Origin of the sequence: Halobacillus halophilus (assembly GCF_020171985.1) — a bacterium.
GTDB classification, from domain to species: Bacteria; Bacillota; Bacilli; order Bacillales; family Halobacillaceae; genus Halobacillus; species Halobacillus halophilus_A.
Genome location: NZ_JAIVAL010000006.1, coordinates 160,820 through 186,945, shown reverse-complemented (window position 1 = coordinate 186,945; position 26,126 = coordinate 160,820). Strand labels below are relative to the sequence as shown.

Sequence of the window (26,126 nt, the reverse complement as noted above, 5' to 3'; positions counted from 1 at the left end):
AAGATGTGAAAGGCTATTCCTGCACCCTTTCGAGTCGATTCAGCCGGAAAAGGGAAACCTGAAAAAATACATAAAACTCATCCAGATCCAAATACTACCACGAGGTGGTAAAAATGACGTTTATTATTATGGCAGGGTTTGTCCTGCCCTGGATCACTGGGATTTTTTTATATCGGAAAGCTCCTAAAATTTTTTATACGACCGCACCGATTACGGCTTTAATTGCCGTTGTATTCAATCAGGCCGGCATTCATATGGGGTTATGGAAAGTCCACCCCATGCCCAAAGTCATACTGTTAGACTCTATTTTTCTGGACTTAGGTATCTTCACGATCGCCGGAGCCTGGTTCACGTATTACTATGTCTATAGGAACATAAAACCGATCTGGGTTTATAGTTTATCCATAGGCGGGATGGCCGGTTTAGAAGGATTAGCTCTTCTAAACGGCATCTTATCCTACGATGACCATTGGAATTTCTTCTATACCATCCTGATGTATGTAGGAGGCTTTTTAGTCATTGGAGGGATTTCAAACGTCTTAAGGAGACTTCACGTTTTCCCTTAAACCCTTCTGACACTTACCGTTTAGGGTGAAAAGGATATCCTCTTCACCCAACAGGTATCTCAACTCTTCTTCGCAAAATCAAATTTAATCTTATAGTCTTCATCCAGCGTTAAAGCCGTACTGAACGGTTTCTTCCCTTTAAATCCTTTCAGCACCCGCGTTTTCTTCTTCTCACACAGCGTTTTAATCATATTTGCGGAAAGTGACTTTCCGGCCAGCCGCTTCGGAAAGCTCACTTTACAGCCGTTTTTATAATTCGAACAGGCATAAAACTTATACCGGTCGATAATTTCGCCGTTCGTACAGGCCGGACATTTCGCTACCGCTGTATTCCACTGTTTTTTCTCCCCGGTACTGCGCACGTTTACCTGTTGAATCGATTCAGGCGTTTCCTGAATAAGCTTCTCAATGAACTGGCTTGTCTGCTTAATAAACATCTGCTTCGAACCATCGCCATTGCCGATTTTCTTCAAATACGACTCCCACTTCGCCGTCATGGCAGGACTCGATAACAGCGTTCCTTCAATCGCTTCACACAGCATAATCCCTTTATCGGTAATCGCGACATTGTTTTTCTTCACTTCAATATAGTTCTGCGTTTTAATCGTTTCAATAATGCTTGAACGCGTGGCTTCAGTTCCGAGGCCTTCCACTTCTTTCAGAATTTCTACGTCTTCCTCATCATCGACGAGCTTTCCGCACGTTTTCATCATGTTGATGAGCTGTCCTTCGGTATAAGGTTTCGGCGGCTGGGTCATGCTTTCTTTAATGTGAAGACGGGCACCTACATCTTCACCCTGCTGGACCTCCGGCAGAAGGGGATCTTTGTCCTGTTTGGCTTTGGACGGCTTTGGAAACAGCTCTTTCCAGCCCTGCTTTACTTCTCTTTTACCGGTTGATTTAAAAGGCAGGTCATGGACGTGGGTCATAATCGTCGTCTCTTCATACACGTAATCACTGTGGAACATGGCCAAAGTTGTGGCGAGTACTTCATGGTAAATATTGTGCTCATCCCGGCTCAGTCCGCTTAATTTCTTTGCGGTAGGCACCGTTTTCGTCGGGATAATCGCGTAGTGCTCCTGAACTTTGCTGTTGTTCACATACCTTTTGTTCGGCTTTAATGAGGCCGGTGTAAACGATACGTTCATCGCACCCTGATAGGCATCGAGCTTGTTCACTAAATAATTGAACTCACTATTCGTGATATAGTTACAGTCCGTTCGCGGATAAGAGACCAGCCCTTTTTCATAAAGCTTCTGCATCGTCTTTAACGTGTGGGATGGCGTGTATTTCCAGCGTCGGTTCGCGACACTCTGCAGGGTGGACAGGGAATGCAGCTTAGGTGACTTCTGGTACTTCGTCTTCTTGTCGACACTTTGAATCGTTCCCTGAAGATTCTCATTTTCTTTCAGACCATGCTTGTCCATCAGGGCCTGCACCTTGGCTTTATCCTTTTCTTTAATTTTCGCTAATCCTTTGTACGAGCCTTTCTCCGCCTGAAACTGTCCCTCGATTTGATAAAAGGGTTCAGATACGAAGTTTTCGATTTCCTTATGGCGCTGGTAAATTAAATAAACGGTCGGCGACTGCACACGGCCAATGGACAGGTGCTGATTAAAGCCTTTTTTCTGCAGCAGCAGTGTAAACAGGCGGCTCGCGTTAATGCCTACCATCCAGTCGCTGATCTGCCGAGCTTTTGCTTCGTCAAACATCCGCAGATCTTTATCATTATTCTGCAGATTCTGAAACCCTTTCCGGACTTCATCCTTCTCAAGGGAATTGATCCATAACCGCTGAATTGGTTTTCCTTTGACGCCGGTCAAGCGAAGGATGCTGTAAAAAATATTGGAGCCTTCACGGTCCACATCGGCTGCATTGACGATGACATCCGCCTGCTGGAATAATTTCTTCACGGCCTGGAACTGCTCCCATTTTCCTTTCGAGACTTTTTCATAAAAACGCTCCGGCACGATCGGCAGCTGATCGAGCTTCCACTTTTTCCATTCCGGCTTATAGTCATGAGGTTCTTTGAGCTCCACCAGATGACCCACACCCCAGGTAATCGTCGCTCCGCTTGGGAAGGTGGCATCGGGTTTTAATCGAATATAGGTTTTGGATTTTTCCTGAGTAGTGAAAGCCGCAGCATAGGCTTTGGCCTGCGACGGCTTTTCAGCTAAAATGACCACGTTCGTCATGGTCTCCTCTCCTTTCTGTAAACCACGAGAGGCATAAACGCTTCCTGGCTTTGTTTCGATTCATTCAACACGGCGACGCTCCTGCTAAGGAACGTATGTTCTAAAGTGATTATACTACAAAACGATTCCACAGGGAAAATGTTTCCGTTATTCACATAAAAAAACCTCTTCTACCACACCGACATTCAGGTGGGAGAAGAAGTTTTTCCAATTAGATTAATTCTTTTACTCGATTCGAGAAATCCGTTCCGTCCATCAGCTTTTTGCCGCCACCCTGGACAAAATGCGGTTTTCCGCCTCCTTTTCCGTCAATCAGAGGCATCGCCTGTTTAGCGATATCGTTCATATTGCGATCAATCGCATCCCCGTGTGCAAGGACAAATTGCAGCTGATCTTCCTGTTCACTTACAAGGATAAGATACGTGTCGGAAGCTTCTTCAATCATCGTTTTTCCAAGTGACTGAAGGGACTGAATCGGCCGGTCTTTAAAGACGCGCTGGATTACCGGCTCTCCCTTCGTTTCTGAAATAATGTGACGCGCTTCATATTGAAGAAGTTGTTCCTCAAGCTCCGTGATCCGCTTATCCTTCTCTTTGCCTGCCTGAATGATCTCGCCCACTTCCTCGACAAGCCTCTCCTCAGGCCTTGGAACCAGCTGTTTCATATCGGTCAGAATCCGGTGTTTCTGATCAAGCTTCTCAAGCACCCGGGATCCGCAGACAAACTCGAGACGTACCTGCTTCTTGCTTTTCGTCCAGCCTAGAAATTTCACCGCCATCACTTCACCCGTGGAGGCGGGATGCGTACCGCCGCAACCGTTGTAATCGACGTATGGAATGATAACGAGGCGTACATCCCCCTCAACAGCCAGAGATTTCCTCAGCGGGTATTCATTCGCTTCACCAACCGTCATCCACCTGGACTCTATTGGAAGGTTCTGGCGTATAATGTCATTCACCTTCTCCTCGGCTTTTTGTAAAAGTTCCTCCGAAAGATGATTCGTATCTAAATCAATCGTCACCGTATCGCTTCCTAAGTGAAAACTTGTCGTCGGAATGCCGTATTGATCATCAAACACAGCTGAAATGATATGCTGTCCGCTATGCTGCTGCATATGATCGATACGACGCCTGGAATCGACACTTCCGTGCACGTGTTCTTCATTTTCCGGGAATTCTTCCTTTATGTAATGTCGCACTTCACCCTCTACTTCTTCCACATCGATTACTTCGGTAGAATTCAATGTTCCCGTATCATACGGCTGTCCACCGCCGGTCGGGTAAAAAGCAGTGGCTTCCAGTACCACGTATGGCCCGCGTTCGTCCTGCTCTATTTCGGTTACCGTAGAATCGAATTCCAGCTGATAAGGATCTTCGTAATAAAGTTTTCTAGTCATCGTTTATTCCCCCCTGGGTTGATCGTAGTTGCAATGCCCCTAGTTCCATATTCTCACAAAAGACAATTTTGCAGCCTGTCATTAGTCTTAGATTTTACCATAATGCATTGCTTCTTTACAGGAAACGAACCTTACTTATTGTTATCCAGTTCATCGTACTTCCAAGGCGTTATTCGTTTCAAAGTAAACAAGATGTCATAAGGCTTGTACACTTTTCAACATTTATGAAGATAGAATCTCACTTCGTTTGAAACTATGATAGATCCTAATCGTAAATTTAGAGATAGGAAAGGATGGTCGTTATGAAGAAGTATATCGTTTTTATAGCAAGTTTTATTTTACTTTACGTAGCTTATCAAATAACATCTGGGGTTATCTTAACTATGAACTATATTCCGGATTTTTCTACTACAGGAAGTTTTACGGCTCAAAATTTCAGCTTTAGAGATCGAAGTTATCATTTGTTGGTCCTACTATTGATCGCAAGCATAGCCTATGGTTTCTCTCAACTACTAAAAACAAAAAAATCTTAGACCGATATAAGGTATACGTTCCTTATGAGCACAACTTTGGACAGAAACTTGTGTAAAACGCTTTTTTATAAGAAGTTACTTAAGTAGAACACACTTAAAAAAGAACAGATGCTCCTTACAAGAGCACCTGTTCTTTTAGGCTGATCTCCCGTTTTACGTCTATCTACAGGATCCCCATTAAAATAAAGCCGCCTATTCCGACAAGAACGCCGTAAAGTAAAGCAGGTCCCAGGGTTTTTCGGATGACGTTTCCTTCTTCCCCTTCCATACCTGCGACAGCACTGGCTGCGACCACATTATGAACACAGATCATGTTCCCAGCTCCACCACCTACGAGCTGAGCGGCAAGCACCACCTTAATGTTCGCGTCTGTAGCTTCCGCTATATTGTACTGAATCGGTGAGAAGGTAAGGGTTGAAACCGTGGCACTTCCTGTTATAAAGGAGCCCAGTTCCCCGAGAAAAGGTGCGGCGAAAATCCACATGGGCCCGAAAGTAGCCGCCATACCCTCGGCAATATAACTTGGCATGCTCATTAAATCATTCATATTCATCCCGGAGTTACTAAATACATGCACCATAGCAAGCGTCGCCGACAATGTGACCGCGGTGATTTTCATTGTGGAAAACGATTGTTTCGCTGCCCGTCCAAAATGATTAAACGATTTTCGCTGCACAAGCAAGGCTAATAGCGCTGCGACAATCAGCACAGTTCCAGGCGAGTATAAAACGGCCCAGCTCGATGCAATCCCTTCCACGCCTAAAATATTCGACCACGATAAATCAATAGCCGTCTGCGTAAATTCTTTAAACCACGGAACAATACGTGTAAGCAACAGCAAGGCCACGACGATAATGTACGGAAACCATGCCCGGATTAGTCCCATCTCGGATTTTTCTTCGTTATCCTGGAAATCTTCCTGTTTAGCATCCGTCCATATAGTGGATGGAAGCAGCCATCCTTTTCTCGCTGTTACAGCGGCAACAACCAGACCGGTCAACGATCCGAGAATTGCTACAAATTCCGGTCCAAATAAAGTCGCATACACAAGAGCTGAAACATTATACGTGATCCCTATGAGCAGCGTCCACGGGATCATTACAAGGGCATCTTTAATTCCCTTCCCTTTACCGAAAAACAAAGTCAGCACAAGGACTAAGATAAATGGAATAAATGTGCCTGCGAATAAATCAATAAGCGTGACCGTTACACCCACTTCCTTGAAAAAAGCGGTACCCGCATCAGGCAAGGTGCTCAGTCCGACCAGTACCGGCGTTCCCACAGCGCCGAAAGCTACCGCCGTACTATCCGCAATAAGAGCGGTTGCCACTGCCGCAAGCGGCCTGAAGCCCAGCGCAAGCATTAACGGCGCCGTCACCATCGCCGGTGCACCGAATCCTGCCGCCCCCTCAATTAACGACCCGAATAAAAAGGCGACAAAAATTAGCTGAACCCTCATGTCCTGGGAAATACTCTGAAATCCCTGATTAATGCGGGTCACCGCTCCGGTGTTACGAAGGGTGTTCAATAATACGAGCGCTCCAAATAAAATCAATAATATCGTCAGGGTTTTATGTACCCCCTGCAGGATCGAAGAAGCAATTACCTGGCCTTCCATTCCCCACACGGTCATCGCTAAAATAATGACCACTACAGCACTGATGGACATCCCTTTAATCGCTGGCATTCGCAATAACACCAGCAGCAGAAAGGGAACAATCACAGCACTTAGTGCCACCAACATCAACATTTGATCTCCTCCTCTTTCCTTACTTGTTTTTCTTATTCCTCAAAAAACTTTGATTGGCAATAGTTAATACGGTCATCTGATGACCATACCATTTATGGTAAACGCTTACACAAACAATTTCAATAAATTTTAACATCGATTTCACAATTTTCTCAGAACGGTGACCTTTCCTTCGACATCGACCTTACACGAGCTAATCTGCTTCATATCTTCATAGAATGAGTGAATCAGCTTTTTATTGAAAGCGATTTCTGCTCGTGCTAGAATGAAAGAAATGAAGTCATCTGATGACCTTATCTATGTAGGTGACGTAGCTATTCAGGCTGCTTGTAGCAAGGTACATAGTGATACACACGATGCTAGAATAAGTAGACAATCCACCTCTCGCATCCAGCTATAATCGCAAGGTACCGTATCTCCTATGATCATCGGGGACCGTATAACGAATGAACGATCACTCCCGATACAGCTGCGGCCTGTTTACCAATAAGAGGAGGAATACTATGAATCATAACCACACAACGAGCGATGTGATCCTGATCGGTGCTGGCGTCGTGAGCGCGACACTGGCCACATTACTGCACAAATTACAGCCGGAGTGGCGCATCACTCTGTTCGAAAAATTAGATTCCGCTGGACAGGAAAGTTCCAATGAATGGAACAATGCCGGAACCGGCCACGCCGCTCTCTGCGAGCTGAACTATACCCCCGAGCAGCCAGACGGCTCCTTGGACATCAGCAAGGCCGTGAAAATCAATGAACAATTTCAGATTTCCAGACAGCTCTGGGCCCACCTGGTTGAACAGGGTGATCTTCAGAATCCTGAAGAGTTCATCCGCCCCTTGCCTCACATAAGTTTTGTTTACGGAAAAGATCATGTCGAATTTTTAACGAAGCGGGTGGAAGCCCTGAAAGATCACCCTCAATTTCAGGGGATGGAGTTTTCCATAGATCCCGAACAAATCAAGCAATGGATTCCTTTAATGATGGAAGGCCGTTCTTCTGAAGAGCCAATCGCGGCAACGAAATTCGACCATGGCACAGATGTTAATTTTGGAGAATTGACCCGCCAGATGCTGAAACATTTAGAGCAGCAAGACAATATCGACATCCGTTACAATCATTCCGTCGATGATATTCAACAAAGAGAAGACGGAGCGTGGGAAGTGAAGGTCCGAAACCTTCAAGAAGAAACCATCGAAGAGCATTCAGCGTCCTTTGCTTTTATTGGTGCCGGGGGCGGCGCCCTGCCATTGCTGCAAAAAACAGGCATTCCGGAAAGTAAGCACATTGGAGGATTCCCGATCAGCGGCGAATTTCTCGTCTGTGACAACCCGGAAGTTGTGAAGCAGCACCATTCCAAAGTCTATGGAAAAGAACCCGCAGGCACACCGCCGATGACGGTCCCGCATCTGGACCGCCGCCATATTGAAGGAAAAGATACGCTGTTATACGGACCGTTCGCCGGATTTACACCGAAGTTCCTGAAAACCGGCTCGATGATGGATCTGCTAGGTTCAGTAAAACCGACAAATGTGCTTACGATGCTTGCAGCCGGCGCAAAAAATACTTCTCTTATCAAATATTTGGCTATGCAGCTGAAGATGTCCAAAAAGGACCGGATGGAAGAGCTGCGGAATTTTGTGCCGAATGCGTCCAATGAAGACTGGGATCTTCTCGTAGCCGGTCAGCGTGTCCAATTAATTGAGGATACCGACGAAGGCGGCCGCGGTGCTCTCCAGTTCGGTACCAAACTGATTCACGCAGAAGACCGTACGATGGCAGCTCTTCTTGGCGAATCACCAGGAGCGTCCGTTTCCGTTTCGATTATGCTCGAGGTCTTACACAAGTGCTTCCCAGAATATCGTGATTCCTGGGATCCGAAGCTTAAGGAAATCATTCCTTCCTACGGCGAGTCGCTGGAGGATAATCCTGAACTGCTCCACCGGGTTCATGATTCTACCTCACGCACTCTACATTTAATGGAGCCTGTACAATAATAAAAGTAACTCTTTATAACAACAGAAGAACGACACAAGGAAGCATTGATGCGCCAATATGGCTCACGATGCTTCCTTTTTATTTTGAGGATTTTGGGTTCATTATGGAGCAGCCATGCTAACTAATCCGTCATGGTTATCGCAGCAAACCCCTGGCGAATAAGGAAAGATGGTTTCAAACTGAAGAGGTGAGGAGGTAATGCAGGCATACGATGCTTAAAAACATCCCGTGTGATAGAATGTGGGGTCTGATTCAAACCGCATCGCTCTTTTTTATCTACGAGGAACTTTTACAAGTGAGAGGATTCCATAGTGTTCTTTCATTTTAAAGGGGCCTGTATAAATATTGGAACTTTTTTTATCATGAAGATCTACTTTGACCGATTGGATAAAGTCTTCCTGGAAGCTTTTAATGAAACTCCTGGTCACTCTCCCTTCCAACTCAAATACAAGGGTGGAGTCAATTCTTTTAGCGTATATACCAGAAATTTTCAGCGGCCTGGTATCAAAATGTAAACAATGAAATTTCAAGCAAATTCCTCCTGTGTTCATTATAATCGTCACAGGAATATCTTAGCATTGAGGGATGATATTCACAATATTAGGTATGTATATCCATCATTAATTTGACTTTCCGAGCACCTAAATAGAAAAAAAGTACATTATCCTATTTAACCCTTGTACAAAATGGGTATATAATACCTATACAAACATTCGACATAGGCTATAACTCACACACAGAAATAAATCTTTATTCACAGGGGAGAACCTATTATGATCCTGAAAGAACTGATTTCCAATTTAGCCATCCTTGTGGCCCTCTTATTTGTATATACTCAGTTAACCAACTCTTCCCCACTGAGACGAACTTCATCAAGACGCCAGAAAATCACGGCCGGCATCCTATCAGGGATATTGAGTAACGTTCTGATGCTGTACAGCATGCCTATGGACACCGTCATCATCGATTTACGACATATTCCAGTGATCTTAATGTCCTATTACGGCGGCAGCATTCCCGCTCTGATCGCTATGATGCTGATTATTATAGGCCGATTTTTATTCGGATTTACCACCCAGGCGGTACTGGCCATCATTTTTATTGGCGGGACGACATTTTTGACTCTTCTCATTACGAGACTCAAATTGTCAAAAATGAAGAAGGTTTTCCTGGCACTAACCATCTCCAATCTTATTTTTACGATCATGTTAACGTTTCTTTCGCTTCGTATGGATACCCTAATTTCCCTGGTTCTTTCCTATTGGAGCATATCGTATCTAGCCGGCTTTCTATCTTTCTATGTCGTGGAGTATGTACGCAAAAATCAGAAGATCTTAAACAAGTACAAATCCGAGTCCATGACCGACGGGTTAACAGGTCTATACAATGTCCGCAAATTTGATCAGATCTTTAATCAAGTCTGCAAAGACGCGCAGCACAGAGATGAGAAAATGACGTTACTCTATATTGATATCGATCACTTTAAGACCGTGAACGATCGTTACGGTCACGTCGAAGGCGATCAGGTTCTGGTGGAATTAAGTCATATTTTAACCAGCACCGTCCGCTCCTTCGATCACGTCAGCCGGAACGGAGGCGAAGAATTCACTGTGATTCTCCTCGACTGCTCTGCACAGCGCGCCGAAGAAATCAGTGAACGGATCCGGAAAAGGGTTCAAAATCACGCCTTCCAATTGGCTACGGGCGAGACTATTTCCATTACGGTGTCCATTGGTATTGCCTGTTATGACGACACCACGAACACACCGAAATTACTTATAGAAGAAGCCGATCACGCGCTATACGAAGCGAAACAATCCGGGAGAAATCAAGTGTGTCTAGCCCAGAAGTTCGCGCGTGAGCCTGTATAAAGCTGTTCGGAAGTCTATTCATAGACGCTCCGGCCAGCTTTCTCTTTTATGTAAAAAGGCAACCACTTCCGCGCGTTGCAGTAAAGCACAATCTCAGCTAATCGCCGTCGCCTGTGATAAGATATGATACGTACATATTGAACCACGATTGGAGCATTCCTATGGTACAACTAGCCAAAAAAGGTTATACCTTATTTATAACTTTATATGTCCTAATGCATTTTGTAGTCTCTTTCACCGGTGGAGAAACACTGTCCCCGGTGCTTTCTATATTTGGTCTGACCGCCTTCCTGCTCGGCTATTTTTTCCTGCCGATGAAACAGGCAGCGATATCGCTGTTGCTGCTCGTCATCGCCTTGATCATTCACCTGACAGCCGGGACTTCCTTGATCGAAGCGACTGTATCCGGCTTTACCGTGATGAGCGGATTGATCGCTCTCTTACTCATCGTTCCAACGATCAGCTGGGTCCTAGAAGAAAAACCATACATTGAAGCGGTCATTAACTTCGCGCAGAACCTGCTCAATACGAGCCGCAAGTTCTATTTCGGCATGATGGTCATTACACAGATCATCTCTTACTTCCTATTATTCGGATCAATCCCGATGGTGTACGGCATGATCGACGATTTTTTGGAAAATCAAAAAGGAGAAGTATGGGAGAACTATAAAGGAACCGCCCTGCTGCGCGGATTTTCCCTGACCACCATGTGGGTCGTCAGCATTCCAAGCTTTATCTTTGCCGTGCAGGCGCTTGGGGCATCACTCGGTTTATCCATCCTGCAAGGATTTATCATTGCCTTTGCCGGCACCCTGTTGTCCGTCCTCTTCTCCCACTTCCAAGAACGACATTATGGCGTCGATCTTACGGCAGGAATCCAGGAGGAACTTGGTCGAATTGAAGAGCAAAAGAAAGAAGATCCAAACGGAAATCGCGATGCGCTCGAGTTTGGTCTTTTATTCGTTACCTTATTCGGCTCGATCTTTCTATTAAATGCGGTCTGGCCTGTTGATCTATTGCTGATTATCCCGATCGTTATCGTCGCCTGGGTCCTTCTCTACTTTATCGTCCGCAGAAGAAGCAGCGCAATTGTAGAGAATGGAAAAACATATGTCGGCAAAAGCATTCCCAACAAAGCGCAGCAATTTTCCATTCTGTTGGCTGCCGGCTTTCTCATTAATGCCGTCAATCAGTCGGGTTACGGCGAGTATATTATCGATGGCTTGTTTTATATCACAGACGCGGTACCGTTCTTAAACTTCCTATGGGTGCTGCCGTTTGTCGTCATCGTTCTCGGATTTATCGGACTCGGTCCGTTGACGGTTATTGTACTTGTTTCGGGGATACTGCAGGGTGTGGAGCTGCCTTATCCACCCGAGATTGTCGTGCTCGGGATTACTTCCGGCAGTGTGATTTCGATTATGTTATCCCCATTGATTTTACCTTCGATTATTTTGAGTTCGGTGAACAAGCTTAGTATTATTAAGAATGGTTTGCTGTTTAACTTTAAGTATGCGATTGCGTTTTATGTGATGGTGCAGATTTATCTGCAGTTGTTTGTGGTGTTTTTTATGTAATTAAAAAAGAGAGGCTTAGCCAACGTGCTTGTTGGTGAGTCTCTCTGCTTCTCTTAAGAAGGTGTTTCTTATTTTGGCTTTATACTCACTATCTTTTTGGTACTTGACCTCTGACCCGTTTTGGGCTGTGCTCATTTTATCTACCGTAGAGGTATTAGGATTGGTCCTACTTTGACCAAGGCTTATCATTTACCCAATGAGGAAAATATCACTTTTTTTGTTTTGTTTATGGTTCGGAATTTATTATCGATTGTTGCTTTGGAGAGGTTGAAGGTGACGACGGTTTTGTTTCCGGCTGTGGGGGCTGGGGCTTGTATGATTCTTATTGTTACTGTGGTTTATCGTAGGAGATTAATAGAAGAATCACCTAGGCAGGTTGTATAAATAGTTGATGTATCCTCTCTAAATTCCATTCCTTTCAAAGGAACAATAAACCATTATGCGACAAATGATTTCAATAGTTTCGAACAAGCTATAAACTGAAAAACCCACTCGTTAACAAGTGGGTTTTTAGACTATTATAAAATTTAACGTAGAAGTTGAAGTACTCCTTGCGGCATTTGGTTTGCCTTAGCAAGCATTGCTTGAGAAGCCTGTGAAAGGATGGAAGACTTCGTTTGGTTCATCATTTCTTTGGCCATATCTACATCACGAATACGAGATTCTGCAGCTGTAAGATTTTCAGAAGATGTGCCTAGATTATTAATTGTATGTTCTAAACGGTTTTGGTATGCACCTAATTTGGATCGTTCTGCAGATACAGAGCTAATAGCATCATCCAGGACAGTAAGAGCATCATCTGCAGCCGTTTGTGTGGATACGTCTATACCACCTGAACTTGCAATTGTAATAGTATCTCCTGCACCTAAAGTATCAGATCCAGAGGCAATATTAAATAGTTCATTACCATTTAAATTACTAAAAGTATCTCCATCCCCAGTAGCCACTAAATCACCATCAGAATTAACCAATCCTTGCCCAGAACTAACCAGGGCGTGGGTATTATCGACTACTGTATAATCTCCTGAGGCTAGTTTATTCTCATTAGTAAATGATAACTGTCCTTCTGTGGCTGAAAAAGCTAATGTATCTGATGCATCTGATCCATTATCAGTCAAACTCGAAGTCACTGTACCACTAGTTACAGTAGTATTAGTTCCAAAGTTAATTTCCAGATCACTAGAGCCATCATTTAATACGCCAGTAGTGCTGTTTAAATCTTCTTCTGCTGTAGCTGTTTCTAAAACAGAATATTTATTTCCATCAGCACTAACTGCTACTACATTACCACTTGAATCAGTTAACCCATATTGTGCATCAAAGGATGAGGCAGCATCTGTCATAGTTACTTTATTTTCTAGTTTAGTAACATTAAAGGTTGCACTTGGATCATTTGCCCCTGATGCATCACCTAAAGCGCCAAACGCCTCTGCTGCATCTGTATTTGTAGCTGCTCCATCTGCATTTATGGAACTAATACTACTAGCTGAAGATACAGTCATCTTTACGCCTTCTGCACCTTCTACACCTAATGAATTAGCGCCCATGTTGTTAATAGCTATACCAATGTTTTGACCTTCATTTGCACCTATATGGAATGTCCCTTTAAAAGAACCATCTAATAAATTTTGTGTGTTAAACTCAGTGTTATCAGAGATTCTAGTAATTTCTTCAGATAATTGGTCTACTTCTTTTTGAATCTCAGCACGATCTTCTGTTGTATTTGTATCGTTAGCAGATTGGGTAGCTAATTCACGCATGCGTTGTAAGATATCATGAGTTTCATTTAAAGCTCCTTCGGCAGTTTGTATTAAAGAAGTGGCATCTTGTGCATTACGTTGTGATTGTTCTAAACCACGAATTTGACCTCTCATTTTTTCAGAAATTGCAAGCCCTGCTGCATCATCAGAAGCATTGTTGATACGAAGACCAGAAGACAACTTCTCCATAGAATTTTGTTGTGCGTTGTTTGCTTGACCTAGTTGGCGGTGCGTATTTAGCGCCGCGATGTTGTGATTAATTCTCATTTAAAAAACCTCCATGTAATTTGTTTTCTATATAGCCACATCCATTTGGCTATATAATTCTATAATCACTCTAATTTATAGAGTCATCATCATTGATACTTTCACTAGATATATCGGATTAACCGGTTCTATTGTTTAGTTAAATAGATGGAAAATATAATTTTTCTCAAATTACGTTGATTCTTATTAGCTATATCATAGGGGCTCATGTACCCATTAACATAAATACAAGATAAATTAAGGACATATCACTTAATATAACCTTAAATTTGATTTTATTATGCATCAGTTATTACAATTAAACGCGATGACTTTTTATAGCAACTATTTTATTGCTACATTTTGTATAGTATTATAAGAATATAAAGATGAAATAATTAGTAGTTTTGACTACGATTGTAGGGAATTTAATAACTAAATTAAGAAAGAAAAGAAATTTCACTCAGAAGGTTTAGCAGAAAGAGCGGGTATTTCTAAAGCTTCCTTATCCCACTTTGAAAAAGATAGAAGCGAGCCAGATTACGAAACTCTTCGAAAATGGCAGATTTCTTTGAAGTATCAACTGATTATTTAGTTGGTAGATCAGAAGCTGTTAAAAGACTGGCAATGAAGAGTAGGATTCAATAGAAGAAATAAACCGACTCCTTGATAAATACGAAATTGACTAAATGTCCTTCTTCGATATCGAAAAGTGGAAGTCAATGAGTCCTGAGCAGATCCGGGAATTGAAGAGCTACTTTCAGTATTTGGTACAAAAATCTAAAGAGTTGGACAACAAATAAACATCTCTGTAGAGGTGCTCTATTTATATGAATTAATGATTATATTGACGATTTTATCGGTGTTACTACAATAATTTATTACTTTTCGGGGGATTCTATATGAGTTTATATCATGTACGTATTTCAGTTAAAGGACAAAGAAATGGCGAAGATAAATATAATATTAACGAAGATGAATTATACGAAAGGTTTATTAAACCCTACAAACATGGTGACCCCATAATTGTTAACGGAAGAACAATATCTGGAGATAGAGTAGAACGATTTCAAGTAAGTAAAACAGATAGTAAAGAAGAATTCGAGAAAAAAATTCAGGAGCTAAGAGCTAGAGACCAAGCCTCAAGGGTATTAAGGGTAAATGCCCCTTCTTATGAATGGCGTGCCGCAGAACACGTCCAAGATATTACAGATGAAGTAATTGATTTCGTCCCAGGTTCTATAAGTAGAGAACATGAGCATACAGGAGTTCCCGAAGATAAGCATGGAGGTGAAGTTAAAAACAAAGCTTTTATAGTTCATGGGCATGATGAACAACTTAAAAATGAGCTGGAAATATTCCTACATAGATCCAATATAAAACCTGTAGTACTTCATAGGGAGGCTGATCAAGGGCTAACGATTCTTGAAAAATTTGAACAACACTCTGAGGTTGATTTTGCTTTCGTACTGCTTACTCCTGATGATGTTGGGATGCATGCTAATGAACTTCAAAAATCAGATCATGAGCGTAAGTATAACTACCGCGCCAGACAAAACGTGATTTTTGAACTAGTATACTTTATTGGAAGATTAGGAAGACAAAAAGTTTGCGCGCTGTACAAATCAGACGTACAACTCCCCTCGGATATAAATGGGCTAATCTACAAAAAAGTCGAACACTCAGTTGAGGACATTGGATATCCTATATTACGAGAAATGAAACAAGCAGGCTTAAATCCTTCTCTGTAAATAAGGTGCAAAAAAATGTTGGAAATCTAGAAAACCATAGCAAAATAAGGAATTGGAAAGTAAGTTGCTTTCATTACTCAATCTACAAGTCTAAAAGAAATGGATAAAAAATAAACACGTCAATTGACGTGTTTATTTCAAATTTTTTGTTTATCACTTAAAACACAATATTCAATTATATAAATGTTTAAGAAGTGGGGATATGAATGGGATTTGGAGAACTAGTTAGTGCTGGAGCGATAGGTGCAGTTGTTATAGGTATATTGAATTGGATAAGCAAACCTTTAAATAATTTTCTTAAGATTAGATGGAAGCATACTGCTGAAAAGGGAATAGCAAAAGATAAATCTTATGATGATAAAGCTATCGAAATAATTAAATCCTCATTAGGCAACCTAAACACCGGAGTAAGTATATCTCATGAGAAAAGATTAGATTCAGTAGATAAACTTTGGAGTAGTGTACTTGAAATAAGAGATTACTCTAGTCCGCTAATTCTATTTTATACTATTTTTTTGCCAGATGAATACAATGAAGTAGCCAAAAAACACGATAAAAGCCTGGGACTGGATACTCTAACAGATGAATCTACTAACACTGTATTAAATACAATTGAAATTGAAGCCTGCAGACCATATTTAGGTGAGTATATATGGGGACTATATAAGTCTTATATTACTTTTACAGGAAGATTAATATTCTTGTACTTAAAGCAAGAAAGAGAGTCCTCAATCAAATCTTGGAACAATGATAACCAAATCAAAAAAATCGTAATGAAAATTATGGATATAGATGAAAAAAATATTGAAATAGTTTATATACAGGATTTCATAACAATTTTCGAACAAAAGATCCTGCTTGAATTAGAAAGAGTAATTTCAGGTCAGCACACGATTGGTAACAATATTGAAGAGGGAAAGAAGCTAATTGAAATAGCTGAGAAAATGAGAAGTGATTTTGAGAAAAAATAATTTGCACAACGATAGATATTTGCTAGTCACTAAGAAAAAATAACGGAAGCTAATCTCCAATAAAAAATTTTAATCTAGAAGAAAGAATTCTCAAACACTGATCTGATGTTAGTTCCTTTGGGCTCTGAGCGTGACTGTGTTGATTTCAACAGAAATCACGCAGCAGCACAAGCGCTTTTCGAAGTAGCTGGTGGGCATAAGTCCGATCCATGACTTGAACAGGGATACGGATGAAATTTATTGTGATATTTCACAATAAAATGAAAAATACAAAGAATCTTTAATTCATATATAAACATTAAGCTCACGGAGTAACATAAAGGCACGTCCTATGGGCGTGCTTTTTTAAACAAAAATGGGGGGGGATATAAATGAAAGCCAATGAAATTGTAGATGCCCTTGAAACATTAAAAAAATCTGATTATAAAAAACTATTAATAGACGGTCCTTGGGGAATTGGTAAAACCAAAAATGTAAAAGATTATATCACCAATACTTCAAATACTTGCTATGTCTCTTTATTTGGAAAGAAAGAAATTGAAAGTATTCTCAAAGAGATTTATTATCGGATAATAGAAAATTCACCACAGGGTAATGTAAAAAAACACTTTAGAAAGTTAAAAGGTAGCTTAGGAAATATAGATATTTCTGTAGTTGGTGTTGGCGTGTCAATACCCGTTATTGAAGATTTACACAAGGTAGTTAACAAAGAACTAGATAGTAAAGATTCATACATTATTTTTTTTGATGACTTGGAAAGGAAGCATGATTCACTTGATATTAAGGAAGTATTCGGGCTTCTTGATAGTCTCTCAATGGTAAATAATATTAAGGTAGTACTTATTGCATGTACCGAAAAACTAACAACCCTATCTGCATATCAAGAATATAAAGAAAAAGCCATTGATAGAACCGTATATATAGATGAATTTTCTGATCTAGCTCCAATGGAAATAATGGGTAAAGAAGAATGGCAAGCAATTAGTAAAGTTTCAGAACAGCTTGAATTCCAGAATTTAAGGACCTTTAAAAAAACTCGTATGTTTCTAGAGGAAGTAGAGATCGTCCTTACTGCAGATGTTTACTCTGAAAAGTTTCAAAGAGAAGACTTAATAAAGATATGTTTTGGAATCGTTTATTTCAATGTTGAAGATAATAGGGAATTCAAATTGATAGAAAAGGAAGAGGATAAAAAATATTATATCTCCAGTGGGAAAAGCGGAGGCTTAGGATACATAACTACTCATATACTTAAAAACTCCCTTAGAAACAGTATGAGTAGAAACATACTCGTTGACTTGATGAGATGGTATGAAGTTGGTGTTTATTCAACGGAGGATATATTAGAGAAAGTTTTTATAATTAATAATTTTAAAGAAAAAAGTCATAACTTTTTTTCCTCAGAAGAAGAAATTTCAGAAATGCTCTCTTCCACTGCTAATTCCTTTAAAACATTAAGTGGAAATGAAAATCTTATAGCTGTTTTCACCGAATTAAACACAGCGCTGACTTGGTCTGAAGCATTATCCATAGATTTAGGTATTGATAACGCGGAGATCATTCAATTCCTAGAAAAAGTTATATCAAACGGAATAGATATTAAAAAAAGCATTTATCACCACAAAATTCATGAAATAGATGTTCTCCCGGAAAGTAATAGAGCAAAAGAATTAATAAAAGAAATTAACAAAATAATAACCAAAGAATATCTTACTATATTATTTAATATGATCTTATCAAGTTATTCAAACAACCAATTCCATGAACATGAGTTATTAAAGGATTTTGAGGAGTCGATAAAAACTGAGAATGAAATTTTCGAGTATAAAGAACTAATAGAAGAACACCATTTCCTCTTACCAAAACTAAATGGTAAGATAACAGATGATGTTTGGTATTGGTGTATTAGACTTCTTAGCTTAGTCAGAGATATCAGTAGAAATCTTGGCGAGAAAGACCATTTTTTTGATCGATTTAATAATTATTTAGATAAAGAACTTACAAGCAGTAATGATAAAATGCAGCGCCATAGAATTAAACTACTTAAGGAAAAAATGTAAGTTTTAACGAAATTACTTTTCAGCTAACTTTAATGCCTAATCATCTACTTTTTAGGAAACAAGTCTTATTTTTAAACTTTTTACTTTCATAGTAACGTACTCTTTTGTGTTTAAATAGCAATTATACCATTATTGTCCATTTATGGATAATATTTATATTAAAAAGCCTAGAAATTATATTACAAGATTTGTTTAATTTAAATTCTGCCCAAATGGGGTGAAAGTGACAAAACAGCTAAAAGAGAACCCAAAAAAACGCTGAATCCCTTATCTAGCAAGGAATTCAGCGTTTTTTAGTTAGTGTCCTAGGAGAGATTCGAACTCCCGACCTACGGCTTAGAAGGCTGTTGCTCTATCCTGCTGAGCTACTGGGACTAATGCTTTCCCTAATCAGCCAAACAACTGGCATATCAAGGGATTAACACAGATTAATTTTTATCCTTTTATCTACACTATATAATAGTAGGGATTACTCAAGATGAGGCAAACAAAGTAACCTCTACAATGTCAATAGGGATATAACTGATAAGGCTCTCTATTTAGGGAGCTTTTTTTATTGGCATAAATGCTTGATGGGGGATACATCGGGGGGCTAGGGGGTAAAATATTTTGCATGTTATGCTTAAAATATATACATTCCATTTTTATGAGGGTCAGAGGAATGGTGCAATAACCTCCTACAATAAAATATCTTTAAAGTGTTTTTCACAGCTTTTTTATCACAAATATAAAGGAGTAAAGGTATTACTCTACTCCCCTTTATAAAAGGCTGATCTTAATTTTCAAAGTATTCAAATCTTCTATTAGATTTGTAGTTTTCTATAACTACTGTTGAGAGGTCTAATTCATTTGGATCAACATTCACTATTTCAGCCTGTGGTCCTGTTTGCATAGTTACTTCTGCGTTTGATTCCATGGCATTTTCAACATCATCTTTAAATTTATTAATGATTTCTGAGTAATTTGTAGTATCTTCTATTCTCCCATCAGGGTATTCCCAAGTTGGAGCCTTATCATAGCTATAATACTTTTGACCATTTTTATTTTTACAAGTTATGTAGTACTTAAAGCCATCTGGATTAAACTTTCTATTTTCTGGCATAGCTTAACCTCCCTTATTTTCATATAATTCATTCTATACCAATTATTACTAGCTGAAAAGTGCAACAGATAAAAATAATGAAAGCACCTCTATTTGAAGAATTCAATTTTTATAATAGCGGTACAGCTCATCTAGACTAATGTTAATTCCACTAGCCCTAAGCCTGTCATTTCTGCTAAGGAAAAGCCTTTCTAGTACTTCTTTCTTTTCCTCAAACAGCCCATAATGTAGTTTCTTATGACAGATTAAACACAATGAAACTATATTAGCATGAATGTCTAAGCTACAATCAAAATGATCTTGAAATGCTATTGGTATTAAATGATGAGCCTCTACATAATTCCTTTGATTAAACTTTGAGACAAAGTGTTGATGTCCAGAATTAACCTCACATAAATAATTAGCATCTGCCACAGCCTCACTTGCATATCTAGGGTTTCTATACCACACTTTCCTATTGCTAACTGCTTTATGTGTTGGCTTATCATTAGGCTTGTCTACAATGTTTCTTATATTGTCTTTATCAGGTTTCTTATGTAAATATTGCTCAAAGTCTAATTCTTCTTTTAGTAATTCTGCTTGTAAGTCTTTACTGTTGTATTGCTCTATGTATCTTTTAAAATGCTTTAAAGCTGTACTATACATTCTATTCCCTTTATTATTTTTCTTAATAAATTCTGGATTAGAAAGAATTATATCTATAAATGCAGAATCATAAAGATTATATAAATTCTTACCTTGCAATCCATAATCTTCTAACTCTGATGATATAGTGTCTATTGCTCCTGCATATCTACCAATGGAATAAGGCTTTAATTTAGCCTGAGCCTCCAAGTACATAGCAAAATCATTCTTGTTCAACATTATTAGATCCTCCCCTTTCTTGTCATATCTTATTCTTACAATAAAAGGGTAAAGCCATAAAGCTCCACCCTCAAATCATAAAAAACCTAAAAAGGTAACCCATCATCCTCATTTTCTCTAATTTCACTTTCAAGTTTTTCAACAAATTCTAAAAGTATTATACCCTTAGGTATAGTTTCCTCTGGCATTTCATCATAAAGTTTCTCTCTATAATCATTTGCTTTATTATAGTCCCAAGTACCAATTGTAGATATTAAATCAATTGCTTTATTCATTAACCTTGGAGAAGTAATTTCTAAAGCCCATGCTACTGCATCATTGTATAGTTGACTAGATAATTCCCTATTATCCACCATAAAAGAATGATTTACACCATTTATAAATGTCTCTTTTTCTTCCTCCAATAAATAGTCCATTAATTTCTTTATATTTATATTTTCTTCTTTTAATTTACTCTTATTCACATAATCTAATATACTATTAATTTTTCTAAAAGGTTTATCTAGATTTTCATTTGCTTGACTCCAAGATTTTATCAATTTATTGTTTTCAAGAACCTCATCTGACTTCCTTATAGACTCTAGTTCTTTAGTAAAGTCCTTGACATCTTGTTCTGTCACACTATCCCCAAGATGCTCACTAGCATACTTAATAAAACCATCTATCCTATACATATAAAACTTTTGACCAGTCTTTTCTTTAAACTCATTAATTAAATTAGGTTGTGGTGTCCTGATTCCTTTATCCTTCCTCCACCAATCTTCTTTCTTTTCTTCTGTAAGAAATATAATTTGGGTTGGACTCTCCCCTTCCTTTGCTTTATCAATCACCTGATTCCAAAGAATTAAATCTCCATATTTTTGGTTATACATTATACTACCAAAAGTCCTGACATTATCTTTACTGTTGTCTTTGCCATCTTTCCAGCCTGGAGGCACTATATTCTTGTACCTTCTATCCCCCTCTTTTTGTATGTTATCAATTGTCTTTTGTGTATATGGATCTCCTACAATTCCCTCCATTAAATTAAGAACATCCTGCTTTATTTTCTCAGCATTAGGAAGCTCCTCAATTTCTTTATTTATCATTTTCTCAATTTCCTCATTTGAATTTGCAATTGTATCAACTATAAATTCAAATTTTTCGGTCTTTATGAAAGGATAAGTACTATTTACAGAAGAAAATACCTTATTTGCCTCCACCTTAAGATTTAATAACTCATCCCTTAAAGTGTTATAACCTTCTTTTTGTTTATACATATTATTTTCATAATTATGAAAGTATTCTAATGCTACTTGATGTGGTATCCAAAGTCTATCTTCCTCTTTTAGCTTTTTTAAAATATTAAATAAACTTGTAGATTGCTTAGATGAAAACTTATAAAAATAGATTAATATATTGGTATCTACCACAACTAAAGCATTATCCCATAAGTCCTTAAACTCTGACTCATCATAACCAATAAAGCCTTTAAAATTGTCTAACACTTAATATCCCCCTACAGTTGTGTTTGTCTATTGTATTTCATACACCACATTTGAATCCTCACTTTTTGCTCTTCTTGGATTGTAATTTTCTTCATTTTTAAATGTCCATTTTACAATTTTATTTTCATGACTATAAAGCCAGAAATCATCCAAATACTCATCAGCATTAAGAGATATCTTGGTTCCTTTCTCATCAAATAAATCAATATCTATATATTTAAATTCAAGATCTCTATCTGTTGAGTTTATAAATCTTAGCTGTATCTCTAACTTATCTTGACTAAGTTTTTTCACTTTCTCCACCAGAACTTTTGCAACCATTTCTTTGCCCTCTACAGTTGCTTTATCATGAATCTGCTTAACAAACTTATCCCTATCTTCTTGCCATATTTTGTAGCCAACATCTTCTAATTCAAAAGTTTCAACTATACTGTCTTTAAATTTATCTAACCCTTTAACATCATCCATTTTTAAGCTGATTTTTGTAGAATCAATTGCTCCATCTACCTTGCTAAAGTCAAAGTTTGGAGTAAGAATAAAACCAGATTCCTTAGATGTTATCCAAGCTGCTCCCATTTCATTTAAACATGGAGCACTTGAATAATAGTTATCTGATAAAACAAAAAGAACCATTACATTTTCCCTGTTCAATTCATCTTTCAAAAATTCATAAATATTTTGGTTGTATGGTATGTCATAACCTGCCAAAGAGCTACAGAAGATGTGCTTATCACTCTTTTTAATACCAATGTCATTTAATAAATCCACTAGAGGTCTAACATAATCAAGGTCTTTTGATGAATGGCTTATAAATATTTTACTTATGCTTGTCTCTTTACTTTCAGCTTTTGAAAAATCATAACTTAATAAAGATTGTAAAATACCTATCATGTTATCAAAATGGTCTACTCCATTTCCATTTGCATGTTCTGCAACCTTTAGAAAATCATTATAGACTTCCCTATCCTCAACATTATTTTTTAGAAACATCTTTGCACTTTGTATCCATGCAACATACTCACTACCATAAATATGGTCATAAAGCCCACTTTCTGTGTCAGGGTTAAAACATTTTTCTTTAACTTCAAACCCTTCTTCTATCAATAACTGTAATTTATGCTTGGTATCCAAACCCTCATTCTCCTTATCTAGCATCATTTCACTTTCAACTTTTACTAGGTAATCTACTAAGTAATCTTTTACTCTATTAAGTATTAATTTGTAATTTATGATGTGATTGTATAACGCATTATCCATCTTTTTTCTGTTTTGATTCTCAACATAAGCATCCAATGGAGCCAATCCATCAGGTATACTATTTCCTTCTAGTAAAGATTCATGATGTTTCAAGTCAACTATTAATTCACTAAGAGGCAAAATAACTAGCCTTCCTTTAAGTAACTTACCTTCCTGTTCATCATACCAATCACAACTTCTTAATTCTCTCAATTTATCTATTGCTTTTGAATACAGCTCCTTAAACTCATCTTCTGAAAATCCTTTTCTAACTGCCAACTTTTTTACTTGCTCAAATACAAGCTTATTTTTTTCTTTGCCTACCTTTTCTTTTACAAGTCTCAACATAAGAAGTTCCTCAATATCCAACCTTGATTGAGCAATTCTTAGAGCTTTAGTAATTGAATGGCTAATATTATCATATGTATCTCTTTCTAATTCTTTTAATGTGGCTCTAATGTCCTCTAATTCCAAAATTTCTATCTCCTTCCTAACTAAGGAATATTAACTACAAGTATACAATATTATACAAACAATTTAAAAAGGAGACATTTTTGCCTTCTTTTTTTACTACTCCTCTGCCTGTCTTTTATAGTGGATTTTCATCTCAATCTCTGCCTTGTAATCTCCAACTCTTTTATACTCAATCTTGTCAATTACAGATGTCAGCAATTGATTCATTTCTTTTGTTTCTAAGTCAGATTCACCTTTTAACAAGCTCTTTAACCTGTTTAAGACAGTCTTTAGCTCTTTTACCTTCTCAATCATTAGTCCTACTATCAATCTTTCTAACTGTGCCTCAGTATGCCCTCTCTGTGCTTTAAACTACTTTAAACTGCTTTATCTGTTTCTGGGCATCTTCCTCAGTAAAAATTTAAGCTATTTAACCTTGCTGAACCTTTTTGCTCTTATTCTCTTTAGATTGTAAGTTAATACATTTTTCTCATCTACAAGATTACTTTCATCTTCTTTAATGTTTTCTTGAACATCCTCCAGGTAGAGTAACTAAAAAACCCCCTACCATCAGCTAGTAGGAGGTGAAATCTTATAAAAATTCTCTCAAATTATCAGCAACTTCCTCAACCTCTATATCCAAGTATTGAGTAGTAACTGCTAAGTTTGAATGTCCAAGAGCTTTTGATATTAAAGCAAGGTTTGCTCCTTTGTCCATTAAGCTTTTTGCATAACCCCTTCTAAGAGCGTGAGGGTTAATATTCTGTAGATTATATCTCTTTGCATATTTACTTAATTGCTTTGAGATGGCATTGTTTGTTGACTTTGTTTTTAAGGATGTCCCTTTACAGCTAATGAATAAATTAGAATTTTTCTCACCATAGTGAGACCTGATTTTGTTATTTTGTTTAACCAGAATACCTAATAGGTCTAACAATTCATCATCTAGAGGTAATTTAAGAATCTTATGGTTTTTTAATATCTCCCCATCCATGCTAAGTAACTTATTCTCAAAGTCAATGTGACTTTCTTCTAGTTGTCCTAATGTATTAATTCTTACACCTGTTTTATAGATTGTCAGTACTGCCACAGCATCTCTTAACCCAATAAAGGTATTTAGGTCTAGCAGTGACAATAAAACCTTAACATCATCTTTCTTAGCACCCTTTTTAACCTTCTTATCTACTTTGACATTAATACCATGCCAAAAGTTAGAGGTAAACCATCCATTATTAAAGCACTTACCTAGAATTGCCTTTAAACACTTCAACCTTGTCAGCTTTGTCTGATTAGAGACATCCATAGAATCAAGCCAAAAGTAGATGGTATCTGTATTAATATCTTCTAGGTATTGAACCTTTGTAATCTTCTTAAACAAAGTCATATACCTTATATAATCAGCTATTGTCCTTTCTCTGTATCCACTTACCCTCATTTGCTGAATTATTACATCCATTACACCATCTAAGTCTCTGCCACTATTATTGCTTGTTACAGAATCTTTCTTAGTTGCTGATCCACCTAATAGTTGATCCTGAGTACCAGTACCTTTATCTTGATTGAAAAGGGTAATATCTTCATTTACCTCAAAGATGCCTTTTTTCTTAGTCATGCTATCTCCTCCAGTTAAATTAAATGGAGGTAATAGAACTATACAGGAATATTGTAGGGATAAAAAAAGGGATGCCACACAGAGTTCTAATCTGCGTTAGCATCCCTAATCTGTCCAAACCCCTTGCATATCAAGGGTTAGACTGTTAGTTGTTAGCGTCCCAGGAGAGATTCGAACACCCGATCCACAGCTTAGAAGAAGACTGTTGCTCTAAATATGTTTTAACCAGATAATATGTGTGACTTTTTAGTATGCTCTTCTCTTATATTTTAACCAGCCTCATATATCGAAGAGCGTTGATAATAATACTTAGTGAATAATATTCATTTGCATTCCTACCATCTTACTTCTCTCCACACTACCGCAAAACAAAATCAGCAATCGTACACATCACTTCCTTCAAACTCTCAAGTTCAATATACTCATTCGGTGCATGCATATCCCCGCCACTTGACCCATTACATGTAGCCGAGTTTTGGGGTCTGACCACCATTACATTAATGTATTAAAGTAATGGATAGGACAAAACCCGTTCTTAGGTAATCGACCTGGTAACCATAGAATCAGGGACTGACCAATCTACAACTCAGCACTCTAGAAATATTAGAGTAAAGATTAGAAATAGCTGCTTTTCCTTAACATAAATATAACTCCCTCATTATTATCTGAAGCAAATGAGGGAGCTATATATCTTA

The 26,126-nt window shown here is 38.4% G+C and carries 20 protein-coding genes and 1 tRNA gene; 9 read left to right on the top strand and 12 right to left on the bottom strand.

The annotated features are described in order from the left end of the window. Positions 1-113: 113 nt before the first annotated feature. Positions 114-566, top strand: a complete 453-nt coding sequence (locus tag LCM11_RS12135; protein WP_224894547.1) for a hypothetical protein — start codon at positions 114-116, stop codon at positions 564-566. A gap of 59 nt (positions 567-625) precedes the next feature. Here the strand turns inward: LCM11_RS12135 and LCM11_RS12130 are convergent, their stop codons facing one another. Both LCM11_RS12130 and LCM11_RS12125 read right to left on the bottom strand, forming a co-directional pair. After that, on the bottom strand, positions 626-2,761 hold the full coding sequence (locus LCM11_RS12130; RefSeq protein ID WP_224894546.1) for a type IA DNA topoisomerase: 2,136 nt from the start codon (positions 2,759-2,761) through the stop codon (positions 626-628). A 211-nt stretch (positions 2,762-2,972) separates the two neighbouring features. Continuing rightward, positions 2,973-4,157, bottom strand: a complete 1,185-nt coding sequence (locus LCM11_RS12125; RefSeq protein WP_224894545.1) for an alanyl-tRNA editing protein — start codon at positions 4,155-4,157, stop codon at positions 2,973-2,975. A 302-nt stretch (positions 4,158-4,459) separates the two neighbouring features. Between LCM11_RS12125 and LCM11_RS12120 the strand changes: the two genes are divergently transcribed. Further along, a complete protein-coding gene (locus LCM11_RS12120) occupies positions 4,460-4,690 on the top strand; it encodes a hypothetical protein (protein WP_224894544.1) in 231 nt (76 codons plus the stop codon). 163 nt (positions 4,691-4,853) lie between these two features. Here the strand turns inward: LCM11_RS12120 and LCM11_RS12115 are convergent, their stop codons facing one another. Beyond that, entirely contained in the window at positions 4,854-6,440 is a 1,587-nt protein-coding gene (locus tag LCM11_RS12115; RefSeq protein ID WP_224894543.1) for an L-lactate permease, read from the bottom strand. A 503-nt stretch (positions 6,441-6,943) separates the two neighbouring features. On the opposite strand from LCM11_RS12115, the gene mqo reads away from it, so the two are divergent. Then, positions 6,944-8,440 (top strand): malate dehydrogenase (quinone), encoded by a 1,497-nt coding sequence (mqo, locus tag LCM11_RS12110; RefSeq protein WP_224894542.1) that lies wholly within the window; start codon positions 6,944-6,946, stop codon positions 8,438-8,440. A gap of 273 nt (positions 8,441-8,713) precedes the next feature. On the opposite strand, the gene LCM11_RS12105 is transcribed toward mqo, so the two are convergent. Continuing rightward, a complete protein-coding gene (locus LCM11_RS12105; RefSeq protein ID WP_224894541.1) occupies positions 8,714-8,971 on the bottom strand; it encodes a hypothetical protein in 258 nt (85 codons plus the stop codon). Between the two features lie 243 nt (positions 8,972-9,214). Here LCM11_RS12105 and LCM11_RS12100 point away from each other — a divergent pair, with 243 nt between their 5' ends. Both LCM11_RS12100 and LCM11_RS12095 read left to right on the top strand, forming a co-directional pair. Beyond that, positions 9,215-10,312, top strand: a complete 1,098-nt coding sequence (locus LCM11_RS12100) for a GGDEF domain-containing protein (protein ID WP_224894540.1) — start codon at positions 9,215-9,217, stop codon at positions 10,310-10,312. Positions 10,313-10,473: 161 nt separating this feature from the next. After that, the gene (locus LCM11_RS12095) at positions 10,474-11,889 is read left to right on the top strand and encodes a hypothetical protein (protein WP_224894539.1); all 1,416 of its coding nucleotides are present in this window, start codon (positions 10,474-10,476) and stop codon (positions 11,887-11,889) included. 527 nt (positions 11,890-12,416) lie between these two features. Here the strand turns inward: LCM11_RS12095 and LCM11_RS20515 are convergent. Then, entirely contained in the window at positions 12,417-13,916 is a 1,500-nt protein-coding gene (locus LCM11_RS20515; protein ID WP_318246152.1) for a flagellin, read from the bottom strand. Between the two features lie 418 nt (positions 13,917-14,334). On the opposite strand from LCM11_RS20515, the gene LCM11_RS20510 reads away from it, so the two are divergent. From LCM11_RS20510 to LCM11_RS12065, 4 genes are all read left to right on the top strand, one after another. Beyond that, positions 14,335-14,490: a helix-turn-helix domain-containing protein gene (locus tag LCM11_RS20510; RefSeq protein WP_224894583.1), complete on the top strand. Its 156-nt coding sequence runs from the start codon at positions 14,335-14,337 to the stop codon at positions 14,488-14,490. 307 nt (positions 14,491-14,797) lie between these two features. Further along, positions 14,798-15,646 (top strand): TIR domain-containing protein, encoded by an 849-nt coding sequence (locus LCM11_RS12075; RefSeq protein WP_224894538.1) that lies wholly within the window; start codon positions 14,798-14,800, stop codon positions 15,644-15,646. A gap of 206 nt (positions 15,647-15,852) precedes the next feature. After that, positions 15,853-16,617, top strand: coding sequence for a hypothetical protein (locus LCM11_RS12070; protein ID WP_224894537.1), 765 nt, complete (start codon positions 15,853-15,855; stop codon positions 16,615-16,617). Positions 16,618-16,988: 371 nt separating this feature from the next. Further along, positions 16,989-18,677 carry a KAP family NTPase gene (locus LCM11_RS12065; protein ID WP_224894536.1) on the top strand — a complete coding sequence of 563 codons (1,689 nt, stop codon included), beginning with the start codon at positions 16,989-16,991 and terminating at the stop codon, positions 18,675-18,677. Positions 18,678-18,978: 301 nt separating this feature from the next. Here LCM11_RS12065 and LCM11_RS12060 read toward each other — a convergent pair. From LCM11_RS12060 to LCM11_RS12030, 7 genes are all read right to left on the bottom strand, one after another. Then, positions 18,979-19,052 (bottom strand) — tRNA-Arg (locus LCM11_RS12060). Between the two features lie 400 nt (positions 19,053-19,452). After that, positions 19,453-19,779 carry a hypothetical protein gene (locus LCM11_RS12055; protein ID WP_224894535.1) on the bottom strand — a complete coding sequence of 109 codons (327 nt, stop codon included), beginning with the start codon at positions 19,777-19,779 and terminating at the stop codon, positions 19,453-19,455. Between the two features lie 102 nt (positions 19,780-19,881). Next, complete coding sequence (locus LCM11_RS12050; protein ID WP_224894534.1) at positions 19,882-20,643, bottom strand: hypothetical protein; 762 nt, start codon at positions 20,641-20,643, stop codon at positions 19,882-19,884. 86 nt (positions 20,644-20,729) lie between these two features. Beyond that, on the bottom strand, positions 20,730-22,130 hold the full coding sequence (locus LCM11_RS12045; RefSeq protein WP_224894533.1) for a PIN-like domain-containing protein: 1,401 nt from the start codon (positions 22,128-22,130) through the stop codon (positions 20,730-20,732). 27 nt (positions 22,131-22,157) lie between these two features. Further along, positions 22,158-23,840 carry a toll/interleukin-1 receptor domain-containing protein gene (locus tag LCM11_RS12040; protein WP_224894532.1) on the bottom strand — a complete coding sequence of 561 codons (1,683 nt, stop codon included), beginning with the start codon at positions 23,838-23,840 and terminating at the stop codon, positions 22,158-22,160. A 96-nt stretch (positions 23,841-23,936) separates the two neighbouring features. Then, positions 23,937-24,134: a hypothetical protein gene (locus tag LCM11_RS12035; RefSeq protein ID WP_224894531.1), complete on the bottom strand. Its 198-nt coding sequence runs from the start codon at positions 24,132-24,134 to the stop codon at positions 23,937-23,939. A 277-nt stretch (positions 24,135-24,411) separates the two neighbouring features. After that, entirely contained in the window at positions 24,412-25,431 is a 1,020-nt protein-coding gene (locus tag LCM11_RS12030) for a tyrosine-type recombinase/integrase (protein ID WP_224894530.1), read from the bottom strand. Positions 25,432-26,126 lie beyond the last annotated feature (695 nt).

Excerpts from the sequence above, each read along its gene's own strand:
- LCM11_RS12135 (WP_224894547.1), top strand. The coding sequence starts at position 114 with ATGACGTTTATTATTATGGCAGGGTTTGTCCTGCCCTGGATCACTGGG.
- LCM11_RS12130 (WP_224894546.1), bottom strand. The coding sequence starts at position 2,761 with ATGACGAACGTGGTCATTTTAGCTGAAAAGCCGTCGCAGGCCAAAGCC.
- LCM11_RS12125 (WP_224894545.1), bottom strand. The coding sequence starts at position 4,157 with ATGACTAGAAAACTTTATTACGAAGATCCTTATCAGCTGGAATTCGAT.
- LCM11_RS12120 (WP_224894544.1), top strand. The coding sequence starts at position 4,460 with ATGAAGAAGTATATCGTTTTTATAGCAAGTTTTATTTTACTTTACGTA.
- LCM11_RS12115 (WP_224894543.1), bottom strand. The coding sequence starts at position 6,440 with ATGTTGATGTTGGTGGCACTAAGTGCTGTGATTGTTCCCTTTCTGCTG.
- mqo (WP_224894542.1), top strand. The coding sequence starts at position 6,944 with ATGAATCATAACCACACAACGAGCGATGTGATCCTGATCGGTGCTGGC.
- LCM11_RS12100 (WP_224894540.1), top strand. The coding sequence starts at position 9,215 with ATGATCCTGAAAGAACTGATTTCCAATTTAGCCATCCTTGTGGCCCTC.
- LCM11_RS12095 (WP_224894539.1), top strand. The coding sequence starts at position 10,474 with ATGGTACAACTAGCCAAAAAAGGTTATACCTTATTTATAACTTTATAT.
- LCM11_RS20515 (WP_318246152.1), bottom strand. The coding sequence starts at position 13,916 with ATGAGAATTAATCACAACATCGCGGCGCTAAATACGCACCGCCAACTA.
- LCM11_RS12075 (WP_224894538.1), top strand. The coding sequence starts at position 14,798 with ATGAGTTTATATCATGTACGTATTTCAGTTAAAGGACAAAGAAATGGC.
- LCM11_RS12070 (WP_224894537.1), top strand. The coding sequence starts at position 15,853 with ATGGGATTTGGAGAACTAGTTAGTGCTGGAGCGATAGGTGCAGTTGTT.
- LCM11_RS12065 (WP_224894536.1), top strand. The coding sequence starts at position 16,989 with ATGAAAGCCAATGAAATTGTAGATGCCCTTGAAACATTAAAAAAATCT.
- LCM11_RS12055 (WP_224894535.1), bottom strand. The coding sequence starts at position 19,779 with ATGCCAGAAAATAGAAAGTTTAATCCAGATGGCTTTAAGTACTACATA.
- LCM11_RS12050 (WP_224894534.1), bottom strand. The coding sequence starts at position 20,643 with ATGTTGAACAAGAATGATTTTGCTATGTACTTGGAGGCTCAGGCTAAA.
- LCM11_RS12035 (WP_224894531.1), bottom strand. The coding sequence starts at position 24,134 with ATGATTGAGAAGGTAAAAGAGCTAAAGACTGTCTTAAACAGGTTAAAG.
- LCM11_RS12030 (WP_224894530.1), bottom strand. The coding sequence starts at position 25,431 with ATGACTAAGAAAAAAGGCATCTTTGAGGTAAATGAAGATATTACCCTT.